This window comes from Haloarcula sp. CBA1122 (assembly GCF_009741785.1).
Taxonomy (GTDB): domain Archaea; phylum Halobacteriota; class Halobacteria; order Halobacteriales; family Haloarculaceae; genus Haloarcula; species Haloarcula hispanica.
Map to the genome: position 1 here is coordinate 11,753 of NZ_WPCB01000018.1, position 23,373 is coordinate 35,125.

24 protein-coding genes and 1 pseudogene are annotated in these 23,373 nt (G+C 66.0%); 10 read left to right on the forward strand and 15 right to left on the reverse strand.

Features of this window, described 5'->3' with window-relative positions; all coding sequences use genetic code 11:
* Nucleotides 1-130: 130 nt before the first annotated feature.
* The 3 genes from mutL (at nucleotide 131) to GJ630_RS09180 (ending at nucleotide 4,612) form a co-directional block, all read left to right on the forward strand.
* On the forward strand, nucleotides 131-2,281 hold the full coding sequence (gene mutL / locus GJ630_RS09170) for a DNA mismatch repair endonuclease MutL (protein WP_191449767.1): 2,151 nt from the start codon (nucleotides 131-133) through the stop codon (nucleotides 2,279-2,281).
* Between the two features lie 80 nt (nucleotides 2,282-2,361).
* Nucleotides 2,362-3,306, forward strand: coding sequence for a sugar kinase (locus GJ630_RS09175; RefSeq protein WP_191449768.1), 945 nt, complete (start codon nucleotides 2,362-2,364; stop codon nucleotides 3,304-3,306).
* Nucleotides 3,307-3,526: 220 nt separating this feature from the next.
* Nucleotides 3,527-4,612 (forward strand): aminomethyltransferase family protein, encoded by a 1,086-nt coding sequence (locus tag GJ630_RS09180; RefSeq protein ID WP_191449769.1) that lies wholly within the window; start codon nucleotides 3,527-3,529, stop codon nucleotides 4,610-4,612.
* A 6-nt stretch (nucleotides 4,613-4,618) separates the two neighbouring features.
* On the opposite strand, the gene GJ630_RS09185 is transcribed toward GJ630_RS09180, so the two are convergent.
* The 5 genes and pseudogenes from GJ630_RS09185 to GJ630_RS09205 all read right to left on the reverse strand — a co-directional run bounded on the left by GJ630_RS09185 (nucleotide 4,619) and on the right by GJ630_RS09205 (nucleotide 7,602).
* Nucleotides 4,619-5,221 carry a YigZ family protein gene (locus GJ630_RS09185; RefSeq protein WP_014041592.1) on the reverse strand — a complete coding sequence of 201 codons (603 nt, stop codon included), beginning with the start codon at nucleotides 5,219-5,221 and terminating at the stop codon, nucleotides 4,619-4,621.
* Nucleotides 5,222-5,279: 58 nt separating this feature from the next.
* Nucleotides 5,280-5,615 (reverse strand): 2Fe-2S iron-sulfur cluster binding domain-containing protein, encoded by a 336-nt coding sequence (locus GJ630_RS09190; RefSeq protein ID WP_014041593.1) that lies wholly within the window; start codon nucleotides 5,613-5,615, stop codon nucleotides 5,280-5,282.
* Complete coding sequence (locus GJ630_RS09195) at nucleotides 5,615-6,118, reverse strand: ACT domain-containing protein (protein WP_014041594.1); 504 nt, start codon at nucleotides 6,116-6,118, stop codon at nucleotides 5,615-5,617. The genes GJ630_RS09190 and GJ630_RS09195 overlap by 1 nt, the downstream gene beginning before the upstream one ends.
* A gap of 75 nt (nucleotides 6,119-6,193) precedes the next feature.
* Nucleotides 6,194-6,781, reverse strand: a complete 588-nt coding sequence (hisB, locus tag GJ630_RS09200; protein WP_014041595.1) for an imidazoleglycerol-phosphate dehydratase HisB — start codon at nucleotides 6,779-6,781, stop codon at nucleotides 6,194-6,196.
* Between the two features lie 58 nt (nucleotides 6,782-6,839).
* Nucleotides 6,840-7,602: pseudogene (locus GJ630_RS09205) on the reverse strand (alpha/beta fold hydrolase).
* An 82-nt stretch (nucleotides 7,603-7,684) separates the two neighbouring features.
* Here GJ630_RS09205 and GJ630_RS09210 point away from each other — a divergent pair.
* The gene (locus GJ630_RS09210; protein ID WP_371727283.1) at nucleotides 7,685-9,547 is read left to right on the forward strand and encodes a cation:proton antiporter; all 1,863 of its coding nucleotides are present in this window, start codon (nucleotides 7,685-7,687) and stop codon (nucleotides 9,545-9,547) included.
* A gap of 17 nt (nucleotides 9,548-9,564) precedes the next feature.
* Here GJ630_RS09210 and GJ630_RS09215 read toward each other — a convergent pair whose 3' ends face one another.
* The 4 genes from GJ630_RS09215 to GJ630_RS09230 form a co-directional block, all read right to left on the reverse strand.
* Nucleotides 9,565-9,756, reverse strand: a complete 192-nt coding sequence (locus GJ630_RS09215; RefSeq protein ID WP_146417645.1) for a hypothetical protein — start codon at nucleotides 9,754-9,756, stop codon at nucleotides 9,565-9,567.
* A gap of 429 nt (nucleotides 9,757-10,185) precedes the next feature.
* A complete protein-coding gene (gene alaS, locus GJ630_RS09220; RefSeq protein WP_064288594.1) occupies nucleotides 10,186-12,969 on the reverse strand; it encodes an alanine--tRNA ligase in 2,784 nt (927 codons plus the stop codon).
* 64 nt (nucleotides 12,970-13,033) lie between these two features.
* Nucleotides 13,034-13,663, reverse strand: coding sequence for an archaellin/type IV pilin N-terminal domain-containing protein (locus tag GJ630_RS09225; RefSeq protein ID WP_008307313.1), 630 nt, complete (start codon nucleotides 13,661-13,663; stop codon nucleotides 13,034-13,036).
* Nucleotides 13,664-13,755: 92 nt separating this feature from the next.
* Nucleotides 13,756-14,733 carry a replication factor C small subunit gene (locus GJ630_RS09230; protein WP_044952085.1) on the reverse strand — a complete coding sequence of 326 codons (978 nt, stop codon included), beginning with the start codon at nucleotides 14,731-14,733 and terminating at the stop codon, nucleotides 13,756-13,758.
* 78 nt (nucleotides 14,734-14,811) lie between these two features.
* Between GJ630_RS09230 and GJ630_RS09235 the strand changes: the two genes are divergently transcribed.
* The 3 genes from GJ630_RS09235 to GJ630_RS09245 all read left to right on the forward strand — a co-directional run bounded on the left by GJ630_RS09235 (nucleotide 14,812) and on the right by GJ630_RS09245 (nucleotide 16,082).
* Nucleotides 14,812-15,012: a ubiquitin-like small modifier protein 2 gene (locus GJ630_RS09235; RefSeq protein WP_044952087.1), complete on the forward strand. Its 201-nt coding sequence runs from the start codon at nucleotides 14,812-14,814 to the stop codon at nucleotides 15,010-15,012.
* Between the two features lie 27 nt (nucleotides 15,013-15,039).
* Nucleotides 15,040-15,420, forward strand: a complete 381-nt coding sequence (locus GJ630_RS09240) for a GNAT family N-acetyltransferase (RefSeq protein WP_014041601.1) — start codon at nucleotides 15,040-15,042, stop codon at nucleotides 15,418-15,420.
* 86 nt (nucleotides 15,421-15,506) lie between these two features.
* On the forward strand, nucleotides 15,507-16,082 hold the full coding sequence (locus GJ630_RS09245; RefSeq protein ID WP_014041602.1) for an RDD family protein: 576 nt from the start codon (nucleotides 15,507-15,509) through the stop codon (nucleotides 16,080-16,082).
* Nucleotides 16,083-16,084: 2 nt separating this feature from the next.
* On the opposite strand, the gene GJ630_RS09250 is transcribed toward GJ630_RS09245, so the two are convergent.
* From GJ630_RS09250 to larB, 3 genes are all read right to left on the reverse strand, one after another.
* Nucleotides 16,085-17,482 carry a phosphoglucomutase/phosphomannomutase family protein gene (locus GJ630_RS09250; protein ID WP_191449770.1) on the reverse strand — a complete coding sequence of 466 codons (1,398 nt, stop codon included), beginning with the start codon at nucleotides 17,480-17,482 and terminating at the stop codon, nucleotides 16,085-16,087.
* Between the two features lie 138 nt (nucleotides 17,483-17,620).
* On the reverse strand, nucleotides 17,621-17,905 hold the full coding sequence (locus GJ630_RS09255) for a GIY-YIG nuclease family protein (RefSeq protein WP_050007393.1): 285 nt from the start codon (nucleotides 17,903-17,905) through the stop codon (nucleotides 17,621-17,623).
* Nucleotides 17,906-18,184: 279 nt separating this feature from the next.
* Entirely contained in the window at nucleotides 18,185-18,949 is a 765-nt protein-coding gene (gene larB, locus GJ630_RS09260; protein ID WP_191449771.1) for a nickel pincer cofactor biosynthesis protein LarB, read from the reverse strand.
* A gap of 288 nt (nucleotides 18,950-19,237) precedes the next feature.
* On the opposite strand from larB, the gene GJ630_RS09265 reads away from it, so the two are divergent.
* Entirely contained in the window at nucleotides 19,238-19,405 is a 168-nt protein-coding gene (locus GJ630_RS09265; RefSeq protein ID WP_004517708.1) for a hypothetical protein, read from the forward strand.
* 47 nt (nucleotides 19,406-19,452) lie between these two features.
* On the opposite strand, the gene rpiA is transcribed toward GJ630_RS09265, so the two are convergent.
* Nucleotides 19,453-20,139, reverse strand: coding sequence for a ribose-5-phosphate isomerase RpiA (rpiA, locus tag GJ630_RS09270; RefSeq protein WP_151102653.1), 687 nt, complete (start codon nucleotides 20,137-20,139; stop codon nucleotides 19,453-19,455).
* A 58-nt stretch (nucleotides 20,140-20,197) separates the two neighbouring features.
* On the opposite strand from rpiA, the gene GJ630_RS09275 reads away from it, so the two are divergent.
* Both GJ630_RS09275 and glmM read left to right on the forward strand, forming a co-directional pair.
* Entirely contained in the window at nucleotides 20,198-20,374 is a 177-nt protein-coding gene (locus GJ630_RS09275; protein WP_228841576.1) for a hypothetical protein, read from the forward strand.
* An 83-nt stretch (nucleotides 20,375-20,457) separates the two neighbouring features.
* The gene (gene glmM, locus GJ630_RS09280) at nucleotides 20,458-21,774 is read left to right on the forward strand and encodes a phosphoglucosamine mutase (RefSeq protein WP_050037224.1); all 1,317 of its coding nucleotides are present in this window, start codon (nucleotides 20,458-20,460) and stop codon (nucleotides 21,772-21,774) included.
* A gap of 468 nt (nucleotides 21,775-22,242) precedes the next feature.
* Here the strand turns inward: glmM and GJ630_RS09285 are convergent, their stop codons facing one another.
* Nucleotides 22,243-22,827 carry a hypothetical protein gene (locus GJ630_RS09285; RefSeq protein ID WP_008307296.1) on the reverse strand — a complete coding sequence of 195 codons (585 nt, stop codon included), beginning with the start codon at nucleotides 22,825-22,827 and terminating at the stop codon, nucleotides 22,243-22,245.
* Between the two features lie 46 nt (nucleotides 22,828-22,873).
* Entirely contained in the window at nucleotides 22,874-23,311 is a 438-nt protein-coding gene (locus GJ630_RS09290; RefSeq protein WP_014041609.1) for a DUF2391 family protein, read from the reverse strand.
* Nucleotides 23,312-23,373: the final 62 nt, after the last annotated feature.

Sequence of the window (23,373 nt, forward strand, 5' to 3'; positions counted from 1 at the left end):
CGTCACCATGGGAGGTTCAGGACTGTTTTGTGTTAACTATTTTCATGACAATGCTGATAGGCACGGCGAAGGCAGACAGTATCAAGTCGCTTCGCCCGTTAGCCGGTGGCAATCACATGCGGAGGCACGTATGACCGATATCCAGCGACTCGACGACCGGACCGTCGAACGCATCGCGGCCGGCGAGGTGGTCGAGCGACCGGCCTCCGTCGTCAAGGAACTGGTCGAGAATGCCATCGACGCCGACGCGACCCGGGTCGAGGTCGTCGTCGAAGCCGGCGGAACCGACGGGATTCGCGTCACGGACGACGGCGTCGGGATGGACCGCGAGGCCGTCGAGACGGCCGTCGAGAAACACACCACCTCGAAGATTCGCGATATCGCAGACCTGGAGGGCGGCGTGGGAACGCTCGGGTTCCGCGGCGAGGCGCTGCACGCGATCGGGGCGGTCTCACGGCTGACGATCCGGACCAGACCCCGCGGCGGCGACGTGGGAACCGAACTGGTGCTCGAAGGCGGTGACGTCACGTCAGTCAGCCCCGCCGGCTGTCCGGAGGGGACAACGATGGCGGTAGAAGACCTCTTCTATAACGTCCCAGCCCGCCGGAAGTACCTCAAACAAGAGTCGACGGAGTTCGCACACGTCAACACCGTCGTCGCCAGCTACGCGCTGGCTAACCCGGACGTGGCCGTCTCGCTGACCCACGGCGACCGCGAAACGTTTTCGACGACCGGCCAAGGCGACCTGCGCGAGACGGTGATGTCCGTCTACGGCCGGGAAGTCGCCGAGTCGATGATCTCGGTCGGAGCAGGTTCGGAAGCGAACGCGGATGGCGACGAGAGTGATAGTTTCCCTGACGGGCCGCTCGACGGCGTCCACGGCCTCGTCTCGCACCCCGAGACGAACCGCGCCGGCCGCGAGTACCTCTCGACGTACGTCAACGGCCGCTATGTCCGGGCCGGTACCGTTCGCGACGCCGTCGTCGACGCCTACGGGACCCAGATCGCGCCGGACCGCTACCCCTTCGCCGTCCTCTTTCTGGACGTGCCCGCGGGCGACGTGGACGTGAACGTCCATCCCCGCAAAATGGAGGTCCGCTTCGCCGACGACGAGGGTGTTCGCGAGCAGGTCCGGACTGCCGTCGAGGACGCGTTGTTGCGGGAAGGGCTACTGCGCTCGACAGCACCGCGTGGCCGGTCGGCACCCGAGCAGACAGAGATAACGCCGGAATCGAACGGGACGAGCGACAGCGAGCGCGAGCGGTCGAGTCCGGACGGCCGGGACACCGGAGACGAAGCAGCAACGCCGGGACGGACGGATACCACCGCAACGGGCAGCGCTGATGCAACAGCACAGGAGCCGGATACCGAGCCCACAGACCGACCGGACAGCACGCAGACCGAGACAGCGGGTAGCCAGTCCTCCGGCACAGCCCAATCCATTCAATCAGCCGACACGAAACGGCCCTCCGCGACCGACCCAACGGACGATGCGTCGGGCGAATCCGGGGTGCGCGATCCAGAGGGTAGTGTTTCGAGTGGAAATAGCAATGGTGAGCGCCGTGACGCGTCCGCGGCGGGACGGACAGCCACGGAGAGCGAGGGGCGGAAGTTCACCGGCGGGCAGGAGCAGGCGCGCCTCGGCGACGACCCGGAAGCGACCCACGAGTCGCTGCCCTCGATGCGGATTCTCGGACAGTTAGCCGACACCTACGTCGTCGCGGAGACGGACGACGGCCTCGTGCTGGTCGACCAGCACGCGGCGGACGAGCGGGTCAACTACGAACGGCTGAAGGCCAAGTTCGAAGGCGAAACGACGACGCAGGCACTTGCTAACCCTGTCGAACTGGAACTAACCGCGCGCGAGGCCGAGGTGTTCGACCGGCGCAGCGACGCGCTGGCGAGTCTGGGGTTCCACACGGCGCGCACGGGTGAGCGAAGCGTCGAGGTCCGGACCCTTCCGGGCGTCATCGCCGATGCGGCCGGCCCGGACATCGTCAGGGACGTACTGGGCGCGTTCGTCGCCGGCGACGACGAAGCGGCAGCGACGGTCGAAGCGGCGGCGGACGAACTGCTCGGCGACCTGGCGTGTTACCCCTCCGTGACCGGGAACACGTCGCTGACCGAGGGCTCGGTCCGGGAGCTACTCGCCGCACTGGACGACTGTGAGAACCCCTACGCGTGTCCCCACGGACGGCCGACGGTCATCCACATCGACCGGCAGGAACTCGAAGACCGGTTCGAGCGGGATTACCCCGGACACGGCGGTCGGCGGCGGTAACGAGAGATTCCGGCCCGTCCCCCGACACAGCAATCGATACAGCCGATTGAACTAAACCTCCGTCTCCCGATGCACGCGGTATGTCACTCGTAACGTTCGGCGAGACCGCTCTCAGATTTGCACCCCCAGACGGACAGCGGTTCGAAACGGCCCGTGAGGCGTCGATTCGCGTCGATGGGACCGCGAGCGGCGTTGCAGCGACGGCCGGCCGACTTGGGGCTGACGCACGGTGGCTCTCGAAGGTCCCGGACACACCGCTCGGGCGGCGTGTCGTCGCGGAGCTCCATGAGTTCGGTCTGGAGACAGAGGTTGTCTGGGCCGACCCAGACACCGGCCGCCAGGGACTCACGTTCCACGAAGACGCCGACCCACCCCGTGCCGAACGGCTACTGCAGGACCGCGGCGACACCGCGATGGCGACGCTGACGCCCGGCGAGTTGCCGATGGGCGAGATACAGAACGCGGACGTGGTGTTCACCTCTGGCGCAACCCTCTCACTTTCTGACACAGCCGCCGACACGACGGGGGCGTTACTCAGAGCGGCCGCAGGAATGCGAGCCTTCGATCTCGATTTCCATCCGGGGCTATGGGACGCCGAGGACGCCCGCGACGCGCTTGCAGACCTGCTACCGGCCGTCGATACTCTCTTTGCCGCCGAAGAGCAGGTTTCCGCGGTGTTTGACACGACTGGGAGTCCGCGCGAAGTCGCTCACACGCTCGCGACGGAGTACGAACTCACCCGCGTCATTCTCACACGGAGCGAGTACGGCGCGGTGGCCTACCACGACGGCGTCGTACACGAGCAAGATGCCATCGAGACGACCGCGGTCGACGAATCGGGACAACACGAGGCCTTCATCGGCGCGACGCTCCAGCAACTGGCCGCCGGCGCTGACACGGACGAAGCGCTGCTCCACGGTGTCGCAGCAGCAGCCCTCTCCCGGACACTGTCTGGACCGTTGACACCGCTCGAACCGTCCGAAGTTGAGCGCCTCGTCGATTCACAGCAGTCCAGACGGCCGTAGGTGGCACGTACCGGCCGGCCGTACCGATCTCTGTTTACTCCGCTATTAGCCAGGGACGTCCGCCGTGACGCGGTGACAATTAGACCGTGGACGCGACAGACGGCAGCGGTCAGCGCGTCACCGCCGCCGTGACGATGGCCGCACGGCTTGTAGCCCCTTCCCGCACACACCGACGGCGCTAACGGGACGTTTTTCCCCACGAGGGCCGCATGCCCGTACAATGACTGTTCTCGAGTCCGTTCACGAGGCCCACGGAGCGACATTCAGGGAGGTCGGTGGTCGGCGCGTCGTCGACAACTACGGGCGACCGGAGCGGACCCACCGCGCAGTTCGGAACGTCGTCGGGGCGATGGAGTACGGCTACGGCGTCATCGTCGTCACCGGCGAGGACCGCGTCGACTACGTCGACAACGCCGTCTCGAACCGCGTGCCAGACGATGACGGCGCGGGCTGTTACGCGCTCCTGCTCGACCCCGACGGCCGCGTCGACACGGACATGTACGTGTACAACGCCGGCGAGCGCCTGCTCGTGTTCACACCGCCCCAGAAAGCCGAGGACCTTGCCGCAGAGTGGGCGGACAAGACGTTCATTCAGGACGTCGAGTTCGAGGAGGCGACCGACGACTTCGCCGTCTTCGGCGTCCACGGGCCGAAAGCGACAGAGAAAATCGCCAGCGTTCTCCACCAGACCGGGACCCCGCCCGCGCCGCTGACCTTCGAGCGGGGCGAACTCGGCGACGCCGGCGTCTCCGTCATCCGGACGGACAACCTCGCCGGCGAGGAGAGCTACGACGTGGTCTGTAGCGCTGACGACGCCGAGGCTGTCTTCGACACGCTGGTCAACCGGGGGCTCAACGCCGTCCCTTTCGGCTACCAGACCTGGGAGACGCTGACGTTAGAGGCCGGGACGCCGCTGTTCGACACCGAAATCGAGGGCGCGCTCCCGAACGATCTTGGCCTGCGGAACGCCCTGGACTTCGAGAAGGGCTGTTACGTCGGTCAGGAGGTCGTCTCGCGAATCGAGAACCGCGGCCACCCCACGCAACGTCTGGTCGGCCTCGCCGTCGAGGAATGCCCCGAGTCCGGTGCCGCAGTGTTCGCCGGCGACGAGCACGTCGGCGACGTGACCCGTGCCGGCCAGAGCCCGATGCGGGAAGCCCCGATTGCGCTGGCGAATCTCAGTTGGGAACGGCCCGAAGACGCGCTGACCATCCGCATCGACGGTGAACCGGTCAGCGCACAGCAGGTCGACCTGCCCTTTATCGACGGCTCGGCGCAGTCGGCGCGGTTGCCGACCTACGAGTAGCGGGGGTCACGCCAGTTCGATAGCCGCCCGCCCGCTGGTCGCGCTCCGGATTCGGTCCCGCAGGTCGCTCCCCTCAGCCGTAGGCACCCGAACCTCGAAGACGACTTCGGCCTCGTAGTCAGCTGCAAACTCGACACCTGCTGATTCAAGCAGGCTCCGAACGCTGCCGGAGTCGTCGTAGGCGACGGTTACGGTGAACTGCTCGTGGGGCACCTCCTCGACCACGCCTGCGTCGTCAACGCCCTCTTTCACCGCTCTGGAGTAGGCACTGGCGAGGCCGCCGACGCCGAGGTTCGTCCCGCCGTAGTAGCGCGTGACGACGGCGACGGCGTTCTCGATATCGCGTTGCTGGAGAACGTTCAGCGCGGGGTCGCCGGCGCTGCCGCTCGGTTCGCCGTCGTCGCTCGAATACTCCCGAAAGGGATCGGATCGCACGCGGTAGGCGGGGACGTTGTGGGTCGCGTCAGCGTACTCCTCGCTGACGGCGTCGACGAACGCCTCGGCGGCTTCGACGGTCGCCGCCGGCGCGACGTGGCCGATGAACTCCGAGCCGCGCACTTCGAAGCGCGCCTCGCCGCGGCCCGGAACGGTCAGGTAGCTGTCCGTCACGGCCCGGCGTAGGCCCGGCGGCGGAATAGCGTTTGTCGTTCGCGCTCCCAGCAGTGAGTCAGTCCGTCCTGCCGTCCGGTTGCCGCGACCCCCAGACCCGCTTGTCAAGCAGTTCGACTCTCATTCCGTCCCGAACCCGGAGCTGACAGGAGAGCCGGGGATAGCTAAACCGGTCGGCGAGGTCGTCGTGCCAGTGGTCGGGGTCGGGCGGCTCAGCGAGACGGACGCCGCAGGTGGCACAGATGCCGCGGCCGCCGCAGTTGACCCGTTTCGCGTAGCGACCGTGTGGCGAGAGGTCGGCATCGAGAAGCACGTCCCGGAGGACGGCCCCGCGTTCGGCGGTGAGTTCGTGGGTTTCCCCTCCGGGCGTCTCGACGGTGAGCGTCGCCGGCATCAGGCCAGTTCGATGGTCCGGACGAACGCCAGGCGACGGATTTCGTTGATGAGGTCGCCGGGCAGTTCCTCGTCAGTGATGACGTACAGTTTCGGTTCGTCGGTGAACTCGGGGTCTTCGCTCAGGACCTGGCGGATAGAGATGCCGTGGTCGGCGATAGCCGACGTGACCGTCGAGACGATGCCGGACTCGTCGGCGGCGCGGACGGTGACAGTCACTGCGTGCAGATCGAGCACCGGGGCGAGATCGAGCAGGCTCGGCACGGAGGAGATGTTGCGGAAGATGCGCCGCAGGTCGTCGTCGTCGAGAATCGCGTCCGTCGTGGCGTTGACCACGCGCCGGTCGACGCCGGCCTCGCGGGCGATGCCCGTGTTCGGGATCTCGATGCCGCCCGAGACGACGCGGCCGTCCTCGTTGACGGAGAACCCTCGCTCCAGCAGCAAACGGATGACATCCTGCTGGCCCGGGGAGTCCTCGAATTTCTGCATAATCTCGTCGAACATACGGAGTGGTGGACGTGGGGCCACTAATCGGTGCCGCCAGCAGCCGAAACGGCGACGGCTTCGCACCGCCGTCGACTACAGCTCGCCTTTCGTGCTCGCCACGTCGGAGCGGCGCTCGTCGATGCGGGTCGCGTCGTCGAGTGCTCGTGCCAGCCCCTTGAACAGCGCCTCGATTTCGTGGTGGGCGTTCTCGCCCTCGACGCCGCAGTGCAGCGTCAGCCCGGCGTTCATCGACAGCGAGCGACAGAAATGCTTCGCCATGTGGCTGGTCATCCCGCCGACCGAACCCTGCGAAAAGTCACCGTCGAACGCGAAGTACGGCCGGCCGGAGATGTCGACGACGACGCTCGCGACGGCCTCGTCCAGCGGGACCTTGCGGTCGGCGAACCGGCGGATGCCGCGCTTGTCGTCCAGCGCCTCGGTGAACGCCTCGCCGAGCGTGATGGCGACGTCCTCGACGGTGTGGTGGTCGTCGATGTCCAGATCGCCGTCACACTGCACGGTCAGGTCGAACAGCCCGTGGGTCGAGAACGAATCGAGCATGTGGTCGAAGAAGCCGATGCCGGTATCGATGGTGCTGTCGCCGTCGCCGTCGACGTCGAGCGTGACCTCGATGTCCGTCTCGGCCGTGGTCCGCGTGACGGCCGCCGTCCGGTCGGTCATACGTATCACCTATCAGGCCGCGTATTTGTGGATTGCGTCCGGCCACCCGGTCCAATAGTTACTCTGTCTGCTCGTCCAGTAGCGCCAGCAATCGGTCGGTCACCGCCGGCGCGTGTTCGACGAAACAGCAGTGGCGACCCTCGACGGCCTCGCCGGTCCCGCGGGGCAGGTCGGCCGCCAGCGACTGCGCGGCGTCCGGCGACACGACGGGGTCGTCCAGCCCGTAGTACACCTCAGCGGGCTGGGTGATCTCGTACAGCGGCGGCGAGTCGAAAGCCGTCATTGCGTTGGCCTGCGCGTCGCGGGCCGCGCCAGTAGCGTCCTCGTCAGCGCGCCAGCCTGCGATCCGCTCCATGAGGTCCGGGTCGTGTTCGCGGAATGCCGGCGAAAACGCTCCTGCAAGCGACGATGGGGCGTCCAGCGCGAGCGCGTCCAGTTCCGCCCGATCCACCGCATCGCCAGATCCCACCGTACAGTACAGCGTCAGCGAGCGGGCGCGGCTGTACTGGTGAGCGTATTCGAGCGCGACCATGCCGCCGAGGCTGGCCCCGACGAGGTGGGCGCTCCCGACGCCGTGGTCGGCCAGCACGGCTTCGAGGTCAGCCGCCAGCGTGTCCGCGTCGTACGGTCCCGCCGGCGCGTCCGACCGGCCGGTTCCGCGGAGGTCCCACACCACCGTCTCGTAGGGACCGGCGACGTCGTCGTAGTGCCACGCCCCAGAGCCACGCCCCGTACCCCACGTCGTTGATGAACACGACGGTGGGGCCGTCGCCGTCGGCTTCGTAGTAGAGGGACACGTCGCGGTTGCGTGCGGTCGGCATTGGCTGTCGGTTCCTTCGCCGGTGGTGTGTCTCTTTCGGTGAGTAGGTCTTTAGCGCTGGCTGTCGAAGGGCCGCCAGTCCCGTGTCAGGAGCAGCATCACTTATCGGCGCTGTCGTGTTGGTCGTGAGTCTGGGTGTCGCCGCGCAACTGGTCGCCGACTGGCTCCAGATCCCGAGCGTCGCGTTCCTGCTGGTCGCCGGCGTCTTCGTCGGCCCGCAGGCCCTCGACCTCGTCGACCCCGCGATATTCGGACAGGCCGGGCTGCAGGCTATCGTCGGCCTCAGCGTCGGTATCATCGTCTTCGAGGGGGCGTTCCACCTTACCGTCGAGCGAGTCCGTGAAGCGTCCAGGGAGGCGCTTGGACTGGTGACAATCGGCGCGTTCGTCTCGCTCGTCGGAACCGCCGTCGCCGTCAAGGTCGTGTTCGGGACGACGTGGCCAGTCGCCGTCCTCGTCGGGAGCCTGCTGATCGCCACCGGGCCGACGGTCATCACGCCGATCATGCAAGTGGTCCCGGTCAGGGACCGGGTCGCCGCCGCCCTGGAGACAGAGGGCATCATCAACGACGTGACCGCAGCCATCCTCGCGGTGGCGACGTTCGAGTTCGTCATCGCGAGCCAGTCCTCGCCGGTAGTCGTCGTCGAGGCGTTCGTCGCCCGGCTGGTCGTGGGCCACATCGTCGGTATCGCCGTCGGCGGCGGTATCGCACTCCTGCTCCAGCGGTGGCACCTTTCGGCGGACAACGCCATGCAAAACGCCCGGGCGGTGGTCCTGACCGCAGCGCTGCTGGCGTACGCGCTGGGAAGCATATGGCTCTCGGAGGCCGGCATCGCGGCCGCCGCCGTTGCCGGTATCGTACTGGGGAACGCCGACCTCCCCCACGAAGAGGGGATCGCCGAGTTCAAGGGCGGTATCACGCTGTTTGTCCTCTCGTTCGTCTTCATCGTGTTGGCCGCCCAGCTATCGCTCGGTGACCTGCGTGCACTCGGGATCGGCGGACTCGTCGTCGTCATCGTCGTCGTCACGCTCGTCCGCCCGCTCGGCGTGTTCCTCTCGACGCTGGGTGGCCGACTGACAGTTCGAGAGCGGATGTTCGTCGGCGCGATGGGGCCGCGCGGTATCGTCCCAGCCAGCGTCGCCACGCTGTTCGCCATCGAACTGCGTCCCGAGAACCCGGATGCTGCGACGGTCCTCGTCGGGACTGTCTTTCTCGTCATCTTCGCGACCGTCATGTTTCAAGGCGGGCTGGCCCGTCACTTCGCGCAAGCGCTCGACATCCTTCCCATGCAAACACTCATCGTCGGTGGCGGTCGCGTCGGCCGGGAACTGGCAGTACGATACGAATCACGCGGCGAGGAGGTCGTCCTCATCGACAGCGACGAGGACACGGTCGAGCGGACGCGGGCCGACGGCCATCGCGTCGTCCACGGGGACGCGACGAACGCGCACGTCCTCGAAGAAGCAGGGGCGAACCGGGCGTCCGTTGTCGTCGCTGCGACCGCAGACGACGACGTGAATTTGCTCGTGGCACAGCTGGCGACGACCCGGTTCGACGTCGACACCGTGGTCGCCAGAGCGAACCAGCCGGACAACGTCGAGGCCTTCGAGGACCTTGACGTCGAGACGATATCCGCCGGCTTCGCCGTCGCCGACGCAATCGACGACGCGGTCGAGCGACCAGCGCTGGCCCACTGGCTGTCGGACTCCGGCCGAACAGGGGACGTACTGGAAGTCGAACTCAGCAACGACTCACTGGTCGACCGGACCATAGAGGAAACCGCGGAGAAGCTTCCGAACGGCTGTCTGGTCGCAATGGTAAGCCGTAACGGAACAGACAGAGTCCCCGACAGCGATTTCCGCCTTGCAAGCGGCGATCACCTGACGCTCGTCTGCGAGACCAACGAGGCGATGCGGGACGCCAGACGGCTGTGTCAGGGCGAATAGCGGGCAGCACGTACCGCTCAGCGCAGTTCGTCGAGCGAGACGGTCGCCGAACGGTCCGCGGTAACCCACTCTGTCACGGACTGCTGGAGGTCCGAGGGGAAAATCGTCAGCTCCGAGGGGTTCTCGGGGTCGTCGTACAGGCAGTCCAGTTCGAACTCCGGCGCTTCGTCGAGGTCAGTGTCCGACGGGGGCGTCGTGGTCGTACTCATGGGTCAGGTAGCACGGGTGGCACTGCAGTTTTCACACAGTTCATCGGTAGTACGGCCGCTAGCAGCGGGGACACTGGTCCCACATCGCCGACACGTCCGTTGTGACCGAACGTACTCGGTGTGAGTCCGAATGTGTGCGATGTCACGTTCTCCGCTCATATCTGCTATAGATGGGCAGTTGCTAAAAATACTTTTGGAAACTCATCCAGGTACACCTAATACAACTAAATGTAATTGTATCTCTTGAGCGTATTCGGACCGTTCGGGCAGAATATCGAGTCTTAATCGGACAACTGTCCGAGGTAACCGAGCGTAGAACGGAACCAGCGGCGAGAAAGAACGGGGACGGTTCAGGCGGACGCCGTCCCTGGTTCCCGTGATAGTCGCCGTCCGCAGGTGGTCGATGCGGAAATGATGCAGCAGCCCGTCTCAGACGTTCGCCACAGTTCGCAGTATCTCAGGTGCGTCCTCAAGCGCCTCGTCCAGCGCGTCCGCGTCTGGGCCGCCGCCCTGTGCGAAGTCCGGTGGGCCGCCGCCGCCGCCGCCGACGCGACCGGCGAGTTCGCCGACAACCTCACCGGCGTCGACATCGACGCCGTCGGGCACGGAGACGACGAACTGCGCGCCGTCGAGGCCCGACCCGAGCACCGCGATGTTGCCCTGTTCGACGATAGCGTTCGCTTGCGCGCGAAGTTCGTCCATGTCGGCGTCGATGCGCTGGACGACGGCGGTCGCCTCGCCCACGTCAACTTCCTCGCTGTCGCCGCCGCCGCTGGCGCGGGCCTCGGCGAGCTGTTCCTTGAGCTGTTCGATCTCCTTACCGCGGGCCTTCCACTCGTCGAAGAACCGCTCGGCAGTCTCCGGGACGGCATCGGGCGCAACGTCAAGGATATCCGCGGCTTCGGTGAGCGCGTCTTCGGTGCGCTGGGTGGCCTCGATGGCCGCGTTGCCCGCGGCGAAGGTCAGGCGGATGACGCCGTCCTGAATCCGCTCGGTGTTCAGGAGCTTGACAGCCCCGATGTCACCGGTTCGGGCGACGTGGGTGCCACCGCAGGCCTGCACGTCGTCGCCGACGGTGATGAGCCGGATCTGCTCGCCGGCCGGGATGCCGCCCTGGTAGAGGTCGAAGCCGTGGCGCTCCTCGGCCTCGTTGCGGTCGGGCCACTCCTGGGAGACGGCGATGTTGTCCTGTATGATGTCGTTGGCGAGGCGTTCGATCTCCTTGACCTCCTCGCGGCTCACCGACTCGTAGTGGCGGATGTCGATGCGGGCGGAGTCAGTGCCCTTCTGGGCACCGGCCTGTCTGACGTGCTCGCCGAGCACCTGCCGGGCGCTGTGGATGACGATGTGGGTCGCGGTGTGGTGTTGCATCAGGCGCTGTCGGCGGCTCGCATTGACCTGTCCGCGGACGAACTCGCCCTTGCCGGGGTCGTCGTCGCAGGTGTGGACGATGACGTCGCCGTACTGCTGGACGTCGGTCACCTCGGCGGAGACGTCGTCGGTCGACAGCGTCCCCTCGTCCGGCGGCTGGCCGCCGCCTTCGGGGTAGAACATGGTCTGGTCGAGCACCACGTCGTAGTTGTCGTCGTCGCGGTCGAACACCTCAAGCACGACGGCCTCGAACTCGGTCCGCTGCTGGTCTTCGTAGTAGAGCCGGTCGGTCTCGGGCAGTTCTTCGAGCCGGTCCTCGTAGGGCGTCTGTGATTCCTCGGTGGCGGTGTCGTCGCCGCCGTGTCGCTGGGCGACGACCGCGTAGAAGTCGTCGGGCACGTCGACCGCGACGCCTTTCTCGGCGGCGATTTCCTCGACCATGTCCGGCTGAATCCCGTGGGAGTCGTACAGTTCGACCAGTTCCTCGGTCGGGATCGGCTCGCCCTTTTCGGCGTACTCGTCGGCCAACTGGCGGACGCGCCGGCCACCGCGGTCCAGCGTCTCGCGGTACTTCTCGACCTCGGTGCGGACGATGTCGCGGATGGTGTCGCGGTTCTCGTAGCCCAGCCGCTCGGCCTGCATGTCGACGAGTTCGTCCAGCGGCGCGTCGACGCCGACGCCGTCGACCAGTCGCTTCGTCCGGCGCAGCACCATCCGTGCCAGATAGCCCGTGCCGACGTTCGAGGGGACGATGCCGTCGCCGAGCATGTACGCGAGCGTTCGGCAGTGGTCGGCGATGGCGTAGATGTCCTCGAGCGGTGCCATCAGGTCCCGCATCTCCGCGACCTCGACGCCGACCTCGGCGGCGATGGTATCGCGCTCGGCTTCGATGTCCTCGGCCTCGTCGATGTCCATCCGGCCCGCGAGCTTCGCGGCCTCGTGGACGATGCGTTCCTCCTCCTCGGTGAGTTCGATGCCGGCGTTGTCCTTGAGGAAGGCGATCATGTCGGGATAGACGGCCTCGTACACCGTCGGTGTCCCCTGGCTCATCCAGGTCCAGCGTTCGAGCCCGTAGCCGGTGTCGACGATGTAGGTGTCCATCGGCGAGTACCGGTTGCCGTCTTTCATCTCGTACTCGCCCTCTGGGTCCTGCTCCATGGACATGAAGACGAGCGTGGCGAGTTCGGCCCCGCGGTAGATGACCTCGATGGCCGGGCCGGCGTTGCCGCCGCCGACCCACGGGTCCTCGATGTAGACGATCTCGTCTAAGTTCGCGCCCATCTCCTCGAACAGTTCGTCGCAGTACCGGACCGTCTCGTCTTTCCAGTACACCTCGCCCTCGTAGGCGTACTGCTCGGGGTCTTCGATGTCCTCGCGCGCGTTGAACGCGTGGTGGGCCATCATCTCGAAGGCCATCGTGTGCCGGCCCGTCTTCCCGACGTTGTCGATGTCCTGCATCCGGATGCAGGGCTGGCTGATGCACAGCGGGTTCGCCGGCGGCGGCGTCGTCCCCGAGGTGACCAGCGGCTGGAAGTCGTAAATCGACGCCTGGGTCAACAACACGTCGTCGCGCCAGCGGTTGGCCGCCACCGGGTACGGGTCGATGCGCTCGTGGTCACGGTCCTCGAAGAAAGAGAGGAACGCCTCGCGCATCTCCGTCAGCGAGTGGGACTCGTCGAACCCGGGGTTGTCGATGAAGTCGTACTCCGCACACGGCGGCTCGCCGCAGGTCTCGCGCTCGACACGGGACCAGAACATGTCGCCACAGGAGGCACACTCCTGGCGGTGGAAGCCTTCCTCTTCGAAGTAGTCGAGTTGGTAGGCCTCGTCGAGGTCGCTCATTGGTGTTCAGTTGGCCCACGTTCGCCTAAAACTGTTCCGAAGGGGCCGGCGGTATCCCTGGCCGTCAGAGCGTGACAGAGGATTCCCCGGAGAGCGTCTTCGGCGCGACGACTTCCTCGGTCGTCATCCCGCCGGCTGGCGAGGTAATGCGGAGCGTCGCAGTCTCTCCTTCGGGCAGTTCCTCACCGAATGGCTCAGCGCCAACGGAATTATCGGTCCCCAGGTCGAGCGTGATTCTGAACCGGTCTTCAACGTCGTTCAGCACCGGCTGGGAGCCATCGTTGTCCTGCACGGTAGAGATAGCGAACCGCCCATCGGGGTTGCCGTCTGCGCCGCCAGCCGCGAGCTGGTAGTACGACCCGCTCGGACCGATCCACTGGACGGTCGTCTTGTCAAGGTCGACGTTGCCTGCCCCCGGTGCCCGCCTGACGACGATGTCAACCACGCCGATCTCGCTGTTGTCGGTGAAGTGGTCCCCGGTAATCCCCACAACCTGAATGCGGTTGGTCGTCGAATCACTGGATTGCTGGCCCGTCGCCTGGGCGGAACTCTGCAGGAACCCCGCAGTATTGATAAGCACGCCCGCCGCGATTGCCGCGACCAGCACCATCGCGATAAACACGATGAGCGTCCCGATCCCGACCTGACCGCGGTCCTCACCCGTCCCCTCCGTAGATGGTCGTAAACGTTGCATTTCAGTTGTTGATACTCTTACTTTCCTTTCATCATAAAGCTCACCCGCCAGTTATCAGGTGTGAAAAACCGGATCGTAGCGGTAGTACGGCCTTACTCGCCCTGGGCGAGCGAGGCCAGCATCGCTTCGAGTTGCACGCGCTCGTTCGCACCGCGGGTGATCCGGTAGTCGGTTTCGCCGATGCGTTCGAGCACTCGGACTGCCGCTTCGTCGTCGATATCGAACTCCCAGATGGAGCGGTGGAGTTGGTCGATGATGTCACCGCCAGCGATGCCTTCCTCGGTCAGCAGTCTATCGAGGGTCGCCCGCGAGGCGGTGAAGTCGCCGTCCAGCGCCGACTGGACCATCGTCCGGATCTCTTCCGGGCGGGCCGTCGAGGTGATCGCGTACACCGCCGACTCGTCGACCGTGTCGCCGCTGACCGACGCGGCCTGCAGGCCGTTGATGGCTTTCCGCATATCCCCGTCGGCGGCGTAGACGAGCGCGTCCAGTCCGTCCTCGGTCAGTTCGATGTCCTCTTCGGCGGCGATGTTTCGGATTTCCTCGGCGACGGCGTCGTCGGCCAGCGGCGAGAAGCGGAAGACGGCACAACGGGACTGGATCGGATCGATGATCTGGCTGGAGTAGTTACACGAGAGGATAAAGCGGACGTTGTTCGAGAACTGCTCCATCGTCCGGCGCAGCGCCGACTGGGCGTCGCTGGTCAGCGCGTCGGCCTCGTCGAGGAAGATGATGCGGTACTCGACGCCGCCGAAGCTCGTTCGGGCGAAGTTCTTGATTCGGTCCCGGACCACGTCGATACCGCGCTCGTCGGAGGCGTTCAGTTCGAGGAAGTGCTCGCGCCAGTCCTCGCCGTACAGTTCACGGGCGATAGCCGTCGCACACGTCGTCTTCCCCGTCCCCGCGGGGCCGGAAAACAGCATGTGGCTCAGGTCGTTGCGCGAGACGTAGCTTTTGAGTCGCCCGACGATGTTCTCGTGGCCCATCACGTCGTCGAGCGTCTGCGGGCGGTACTTCTCGATCCAGACCTCCTCGCGTCCCGCCCGCGACTCGGACTCGGCCTCACTCATGGACGATGGGAAGCGTGGGCCGGTCTTAAACCCCGCGAGAGTCGACAGTCTCAGGTGCGTCGGCGGAGTAGTCGGTGTATGTACGTCACCGTCGAGATCGCCGGCGAGGACACCCACGAACTGGAGGTGGACGCGGATGCGACCTACGCCGACCTGCTTTCGCCGGTCGACCTGAGCCCCCACGAGGTGTCGGTCCTCGTCGACGGCGAGCACGTTCCGACGGATCAGCCCGTCGAGCACGACCACGTTCGGGTCGTCAGGCTCATCAAAGGCGGCTGAACCGCCAAGCAGCGGCCTCTAACAGATATGCACGTCCGCACAGCGACCGCCGACGAAGTGCCGGCGGTGATGAACGTCCTCGACGGAGCGGTCCTCTCGATAGCCGTGGAAACCGTTCGGGCGGGTGCTGAAGACGACGGTACGCTCGTCGCAGTGTCCGACGATGACCCGGCGGCTGAGCGCGTTCTCGGCGCACTCGTACTCGACGACACTCACATCGAGGCCGTCGCTGTCCGTCGGCGTCGTCGTGGGCAGGGTATCGGGACGGCGCTCGTCGAGGCCGCGCTCGACCGGCGAGATTGTGTCACCGCCGAGTTCGACGCTGACGTTCGGCCGTTCTACGAGGCGCTGGGGTTCACCATCGAGCCGCTGGGCGAACCCGACCGTTTCCGGGGCGAGCGTGCGTAGGCGCGGCAATCGTTCGGCGCGAGATCACAACCGTTGGCACAGCGTCGTAACATTTTTCATATGGTTTCGAGAATGATTTTAAAACGATGTCAGCAACTGTCCCTGAAAACGCGGTCGAAGCGCGGGACGACCGCGTCGTCGCGTACCTCATCGACTTCGCCATTCTGAGCGCTGTCGCGTTCGGACTGTGGCTCGTAACGTTCGTTCTCAATACGGTCCTCTCTGTCGGGGCGATGGCCGCCGCCTCGCCCGAGAGTCCGGGCGCGATGGGCGGCGGCTCGGTGCTGGCTGCGGGACTGCTGGGCATCGTTATCAACTTCGCCCTGTGGCTCGCCATCGGTGCGGTGCTCGTCTATTACTTCGGCTACTACGCCGAGTCCAATGAGACGGTCGGGAAGCGGTCCCAGAACGTCGCGGTCGTCGACGAAAACGGCGCGCCGCCGACCCAGCGTGACCGACTGGTCCGAACGGCCGTGCTGCTGGCTCCGTTCCCGATCATGCTCCTTTTGGGCGGCATTTTCGGCGGATTCGGGTTCCTCTTCGCGCTCGTTCTCATGGGCGGCTGGCTCCTCGTTGAGGCGGCCGTCATGTTCGTCAGCGACGACGCCCAGCGCCTCGGCGACCGCGTGGCCGGCACGTACGTCGTCAGCGCAAGCAAGTGAGGTCAGACCAGCGGTTCGACCAGGTCCCGGCCCGCCTCTAACAGGTCCTCGACGCGCTCCGCACTCGACGCCTCGGCGTAGACGCGGAGCTTCGGCTCCGTTCCGGACGGGCGGACCAGCACCCACGTCCCGTCTTCGAGCCGGATTTTGAACCCGTCGACGGTGTTGATGCCGTCAACAGCGACTCCCGCCAGCGTCTCGGGCAGCGCGACTTCGAGGTCTTCGAGGACTGGTTCCTTGCGGTCGTCCGGGCAGTCGACGCTGATTCGGTTCTGGTGGATTTCGCCGTGTTCGTCCAACAGACGGTCGACGCGGGCGTCCAGCGGTTCCTCGCGTTCGGCGGCGGCGGCGACCAGCGCCACCAACACACCGTCCTTGTTCCGCAGATGGTCCGGCAGGCCGAAACCGCCGGACTCCTCGCCGCCGAACAGCGCGTCGTGCTCGGCCATCGCCTCGGCGACCCACTTGAAGCCGACGGCGACCTCGTGGACGTTCTGGCCGTGGGCCTCGGCGACGCGGTCGACGATGCTGGACGTCGAGACCGTCCGAACCACGTCGCCTGTCCCGTCTTCGAGCAGGAAGTCGTACATCGCGGCAAAGAACAGGTTCGGGTCCAGATAGCCCCGCTCGGGTGTGACGACGCCGATACGGTCGGCGTCGCCGTCGTTGATGATTCCCAGCGTGGCGTCGCCGTCGCTGACTTCGCCGACGAGCCCCTCGGCGTTCTCCGCCGACGGTTCGGGCGACCCGCCGCCAAAGTCGGGGTCCTGTTCGCAGTTGAGTCGGGTCACGTCAGCGCCGGCGTCGGCGAGGAGGGCGTCGGTGACGCCGCGGCCGCTCCCGTACAGCGCGTCGTAGGCGACCGGCAGGCCGTCGAGGTCGGCGTCGACGAACGACAGCGCGTGCTCGTGGTACGGCCCGATCAGGTCCTCCTCCGTTCGCTCGCCCCACTCGTCCTCGGGCAGCGGGTCGAGCACGGCGAGGTTCTCCTCGAAGGCGGCCGTCCAGTCCGGCAGCGCCGGCGACCCGTCGCCGGGAATGAACTTCACGCCGTTGTACTCCGGGGGATTGTGGCTGGCCGTAATCTGGAGCGCCCCTGCGAGGTCGCGGTCTTTCACCGTCCAGGCGACAATCGGCGTCGGCGTGTCCCGGTCCGGCAAGAGCACGTCGAAGCCGTTCGCGCGCAGGACGTGTGCGAGTTCGTCAGCGAACCCGGGCGAGGTCTCGCGGGCGTCGTATCCGATGGCGACGGTCCCGGTCGCCCCGCGTTCCTGCAGGGTGGTGGCGACGGCCTGTCCCACCATCCGGACCCGCGGCTTCGTGAACACGTCCAGCGTCGCCCGCCAGCCGTCCGTCCCGAAGGCGATCGCACCTGCGTCGACATCCGCGTCGTTGTCCATATCTCGCGGTTCTCAGCCCCTCGACAAAAAATCACGCCCCATCGCAAAACTGTCACTTCACGGCTACCGACGGGAAGAGGTGAGCCTCGGCATCTGAGGCGGTAGCGCTGCTAATTCTTCAGTTGTATCGATAGCGGTTCAGATATCGAAGTCCGCTTCGGCGTCGCTGGATTCGACGAGCCGTTCCTTCTTTGCTCTGGTGTACTGCTTGATCTCGTACTCACGGCTCATCGCTTCGGACTGTGAGTCGAACGACTCGACGTGGATCAGTTCGACCGGGGTTCGGCCGCGCGTGTACTTCGCGCCGTCGCCGGCGTCGTGTTCGCGGACGCGGCGCTCCACATCGGTCGTATAGCCGGTGTAAAAGGTGTTGTCGCTACAACGGAGGACGTACACGTGGTAAGGGCTCCGCGCGGTAGTCATCGCACGATGCTGGTGGCCCAGCGGGCCTCACACTTGTTGGGCGCGCTCTCTCGATACCTCGGCAATGCCAGCGTTCGCCGAGCAGTTCGGACACGCCCGGATGTGTCCGCGTTCGTCCGCGAACACTCGGGCGAACTGGTCTGAGACGTGCGCGCCGCAATGATCACATTCAGGCATCGTGTTCGTCGGCGACACCACCGCCGACGTATACGCGTACGCGCGTTGTTCCCATAGCTCTTTACCCAAATACTTGGGTATGTCTGCAGTTGGCGTAGATATCTACGTCCGTGCATCGTCGAGCTGTCTGGCGATTAGGCCGGCCTGTGTCCCGGCGGTGAAGCCGGCGTCGATGTTCACAACGGAGAGGGCGGTACAGGACTGGAGCAGCCCCGAGAGGGCCGCCTCGCCCTCGCCGCCGTGGCCGTAGCCGGTCGAGACGGGCAATCCGATGACCGGGACATCCACGAGACCGGCGACGACCGTCGGGAGCGCGCCCTCGCGGCCCGCCGCGACGATGAGGACGTCCTGGTCCCGGAAGCCATCGACCGCATCTATCGTCCGGGCGAGGCTGGCGACGCCGACATCGTCGATACGGGTCACGGTCGCACCCATCTCCTCGGCGATGAGTGCGGCCTCACCGGCCGGAACGGCGTCGGAGGTCCCGGCCGTGACGATGCCGACTGACGCGTCCAGCGACGGGCGCTCAAAGGCGGGCGTCGTCGCCACCAGCCAGTTCGAGCGGTCGTCCCAGCGAACTGTCGCATCTGGGGCGGTTTCGTCCAACCGCTCCCGAACGGTCGTCGCAGTTGCCGTGTCGAGCCGCGTCACGATAGCCCGCCCCGTCGTTTCGATAGCTGTCACCGCAAGCTCCGCTACTTCCGCCGGCGTCTTCCCATCTGCAAGGACAGCCTCGGGAACACCGGCACGGTCCTCCCGAGCGGCGTCGAACCGACCGGCCCCGCTGGTCGCGTAGCCCGCAAGCGCCGCCTCGGCCTCTACCGGGGAGAGGTCACCCGCCGCAACCGAATCGAGTATGTCGCGCATAGGACCCATTCAGTGATACGGCCACTCCTATCCGTCGGTCCGAGGCGAACGTATCGCCCGTTTCAGGGCCGACCTGTGCGAGCGCGCGTGAGCGACGCTCGGCCGGAGTAACGCAACAATAGCCGTCTAGCACAGCCGAAAGCACGGATTCTGATGGGTTACAGAGGACACGATTGCGGATTTATAAGGGGTTATGTGTCGTATAATGCCTCAAACTGCCGGTAATAGGGTCGAGAGCGAACTAATTGGAGAAAGTATATAAGTAACCCCCGTCGATACCTCGTCTGTATGGCAGACCTAATCGTCAAAGCCGCCGTTAAGGAAGAGCTCAACGACATGAACGTAGCGTCCGACTTCTACGACGCACTCGACGAGGAAGTCGAAGAGCTGCTCCAGGACGCAGCCCGCCGAGCCGACGAGAACGACCGGAAGACGGTCCAGCCGCGCGACCTGTAAGGTCGTTTCAAGCAGCGTATTTTTTGGCGCACGCCGATCAGCGACAGCTATTCCGATAGCGCTCGGACGGTGACGCCGTCAGTAGTGCCGACGTGGATTTCGTCGGCCATGTCGACGAACAGCCCGTGCTCGACGACGCCGGGGAGTGCGGCGAGGTCGCTGGCGAGCGCGGCGGGGTCGTCGATGGGGCCGAAGTCACAGTCGAGCACGAGGTTCCCGTTGTCGGTGACGACGGGGCCGTCCTTACGCTCTGCACGGCGAAGTGTCGGGTCGCCACCTAGATCATCGACTGCTTCGGCGACCGTCGGGCGGGCCATCGGAAGTACCTCGACCGGCACCGGCACCGAGAGCGACTCGGCCTCTTTGGTCGGGTCGGCGACGACGAGGAAGCGGTCAGCGCTCGCGTCGACGATCTTCTCCCGAGCGTGGGCTGCTCCGCCACCTTTGATGAGGTTGCCGCCGGCCACCTCGTCGGCCCCGTCGATAGCGAGGTCGACCGACACGTCGTCGAGGTCCGCCAGCGGGATGCCACAGTCCCGGGCCAGCTGACGGGACTGAAATGACGTCGGGACGCCGACGACATCGAGTCCTGCGTCGACCGCTCGCCCGATAGCGCGGATAGCGTGGGCCGCTGTCGACCCCGTGCCAAGGCCGACGGCCATGCCGTCCTCGACTGCCTCGGCCGCCGATTCCCCCGCTGCCTGTTTCGCCGCGTCAGAGCCGCCCTGTTTCATGTGCGGTGGGTCGACAGACGCGGACAAAACGTTTGTTCTCCCGGCCGCAAGCGTCAGTATGGCCGACTGCACGTACTGCGGCTGTTCCGTCGAGGCCCACGACCCCGTCTACATCAGCGAGACACCCGACGGGAAGCCGACAACGCAGTTCTGCAACTACGGCTGCCTCTCGGCTCACATCGACGAAGCGGGGCTGACGACCGGGACGGCCTGCGAGTGGGCGCCGACACAGTAGCGGAACGGCATCGGCACTACCGTCCCGAAGTACCTGTCCGATGCCGGATGGATTTTAGGGGCGGCCCGCCCCAGAGAGCAGTAATGACACAGTTCGGAACGAGCGGGATTCGGGGTCCCGTCGGCGAGACAGTCACGGCCGAGGTGGCGCTTTCGGTGGGGCGGGCGCTTGGCATCGACTGCGAGCGGGTGGTCGTGGGCCGGGACCCGCGAGCGAGCGGCGAGTACCTGCAGGCGGCGCTGGTGGCCGGGCTCCGAGAGAGCGGCGTCGACGTGGTCGACCTCGGCGGTGCGGCGACGCCGACTATCGGACGGGCGGTGGCATGGCAGGACGCCGACGCCGGGGTTGCAGTGACGGCGAGCCACAACCCGCCCCAGGACAACGGTATCAAGCTCTGGCAGCCCAGCGGGCAAGCCTTCGACGCGGACCTGCGGGAGACGATTGAACAGCGACTGGACGAGGATGCGTTCCAGCCAGCGGCGTGGGACGAGAGCGGCGACATCGAGTCCCGGGATGCCAGCCAGCGCCACGTCGAGGCGCTGGTCGCGGAAATCGGCGAACTGGACCTCGACAGCCACGTCGTCGTCGATCTGGGCAACGGCGCGGGTCGAGTCAGCGTCGACGCGCTTTCGGCGCTGGGCTGCTCCGTCGAGACGCTCAACGGCCAGCCCGACGGCGCGTTCCCGGGTCGGCCCTCGGAGCCGAAAGCCGAGAACTGCGAGTCACTGGCGACGCTAGTGGCCGAATCCGACGCCGACCTCGGCATCGCACACGACGGCGATGCCGACCGGATGCGGGCGGTTTCGGCCGACGGGACCTTCCTCTCGGGCGACGTGTTGCTGGCCGTGTTCGCCCGTACTGCGGCGTCACCGGGCGAGCGGGTCGCCGTCCCGGTCGATACGAGCCTCGCCGTCGAGGACCACCTCAGCGATATCGACGTGGCCGTCGAGTACACCCCGGTCGGGGACGTGTACGTCGCCGAGGCCGCGAGCGAGGACGGGGTCGCTTTCGGCGGCGAGCCGAGCGGCGCGTGGATCTGGCCCGAGCGAACGCTGTGTCCGGACGGGCCGCTGGCGGCCTGTACCGCCGCAACGCTGGACAGCGAGCGCCCGCTGGGCGACCGCGCCGCCGATGTGCCGGAGTACCCCATCCGCCGGGACAGCGTCGAAACCGCTCAGAAGGAAACGGTGATGGACCGCGTTCGAGAGACGGTGACTGACGCCTACGACGACGTGACGACGCTCGACGGGGTCCGGGTCGACCTCGGCGACGCGTGGTTCCTCCTGCGGGCCAGCGGGACCCAGCCGCTCGTTCGGATCACCGCCGAAGCCCGTGACGCGGACCGTGCTGACGCGGTGTTCGAGGAGGCACGGACACGCCTGACAGATGCATTAGCATAGCCCCTGAAACGCCTGTGCAGTAAAACAGCGGTTGGTAGCGAGTGCAGCCGGCGAGGAAAACGTCCCCGCAACCGTCAGGTCACAGGGCGGCAGTTCCTGACCGGTTCTATCCGCGACGTGTGGACCGGGCCTCACGGACGTCTGCCCCGTCGCGAATCTTGTCCTCGCACTGCGGACAGACCCTGGGCTTTTCGACCCCGTTCGGCGTGAACACACGCGCGTAGTCAGCCGTTACAAAATTACCGCAGTTCTGGCATTCCGGCATACAACCCTGTATGTGGGTCATACCCTCTTAATTGTTGTTGGTCTGGTAAGAGTTGACATACGGGGTGTTGGCGTCGCTGCCGGGTGAAAACACCGTTTCATTCGAGAGGGAGGACGCCATCGGGGTGTTCGATGGGCGAAGTAGTGTCGGCCGGCTGCCACAATTTCATCGGAGGAGCGGCGGATTCAGGAGCGCGTGTCCGGTTACTCCTCGAAGGAACTGGTAATGGTTCCGTCCTCGGACAGTTCGATGACACCGTCGAAGAGTTCCCGGAACGCCGCGACTGTCTCCTCGTCGTGGACCTCGTCGGCGAGGTGGAACATCCCGACAGCGTCGTACTCCGCAAGCAGGTCAAGGATGTCTTCGACGGCCGAGAGCGCGCCGTCCTCGTCGGCGTAGTAGATGAGTTCCGTCAGGGAGTCGAACGTTACGCGGAGTTTCCCGTCGTGTTCCTGCAAGAACGTCTCGGTCTCCGAGACGATGCCGGACAGGTCGTCCGGGGCAGAAACGTACCGAACCCCCTCGGAGCGGCGACGGGTATAGCCGCGTTCGACCGACAGCGTGTCGAGGATGGTCGCCTTCGACTCGTCAACCTCGTAGTACTCCAGTTTCTGCTTGACCTCTCGGGCGGTGGTCCGGGTCGAGATGACGAGCATCGAATCCGTGTCGGTTGCGAGGAAATCCGTGTCGAGTCGGTCCGTCTCGCCGGTACTCGGATGCAGGAGCAGTACCCCCGTGCCACCCGGAACGGTTTCCGGTGCGTTGTCGATAGCCAGCGTATACTCCATATGCACATCAAGGAGAGTGGCACCCAATTAAGTGTGCGGGTCGCGGTCAGAACACGCTGTCCGCCGTCGCAGCCCCGACGACGCTGAAAATCGCACCGACGATGATCGCCTTCAGGGTCGTCAGAGTGACGGCCATCGGCGTCGGGTCCGCCAGAATCCCGCCGTCGACGAGAAACGTGTCCGGGGCGGTCAAAGCTGTCGCGAGGATGGCGACCGAACCGAACGCTACAATCATCAGCGAGACGAACCGGACTGGAATACCGGCCACCTCCGCCTCGGTGTCGATGTCTCGGCCGGCGTCGGCCTTGTACAGCGCCCCGTAGCCGATAGCGAACACGATACCGACGACGACTACCGCGTGATACCAGGACATATTCTCGGCCAGCACCCACACCTCCTCAGTCACGACGAACGGCCCCGCGAGCAGGAACCCCCCGACGAGCTGCTGGGCAGTGTCCGCAACGCGGTATCGTCGTCGAACCATACGGGGTTGCCGTGCCGTCAGTACGAAAGCCTCCCGGTCCAGTACCGTCCGACAGGAGCCAC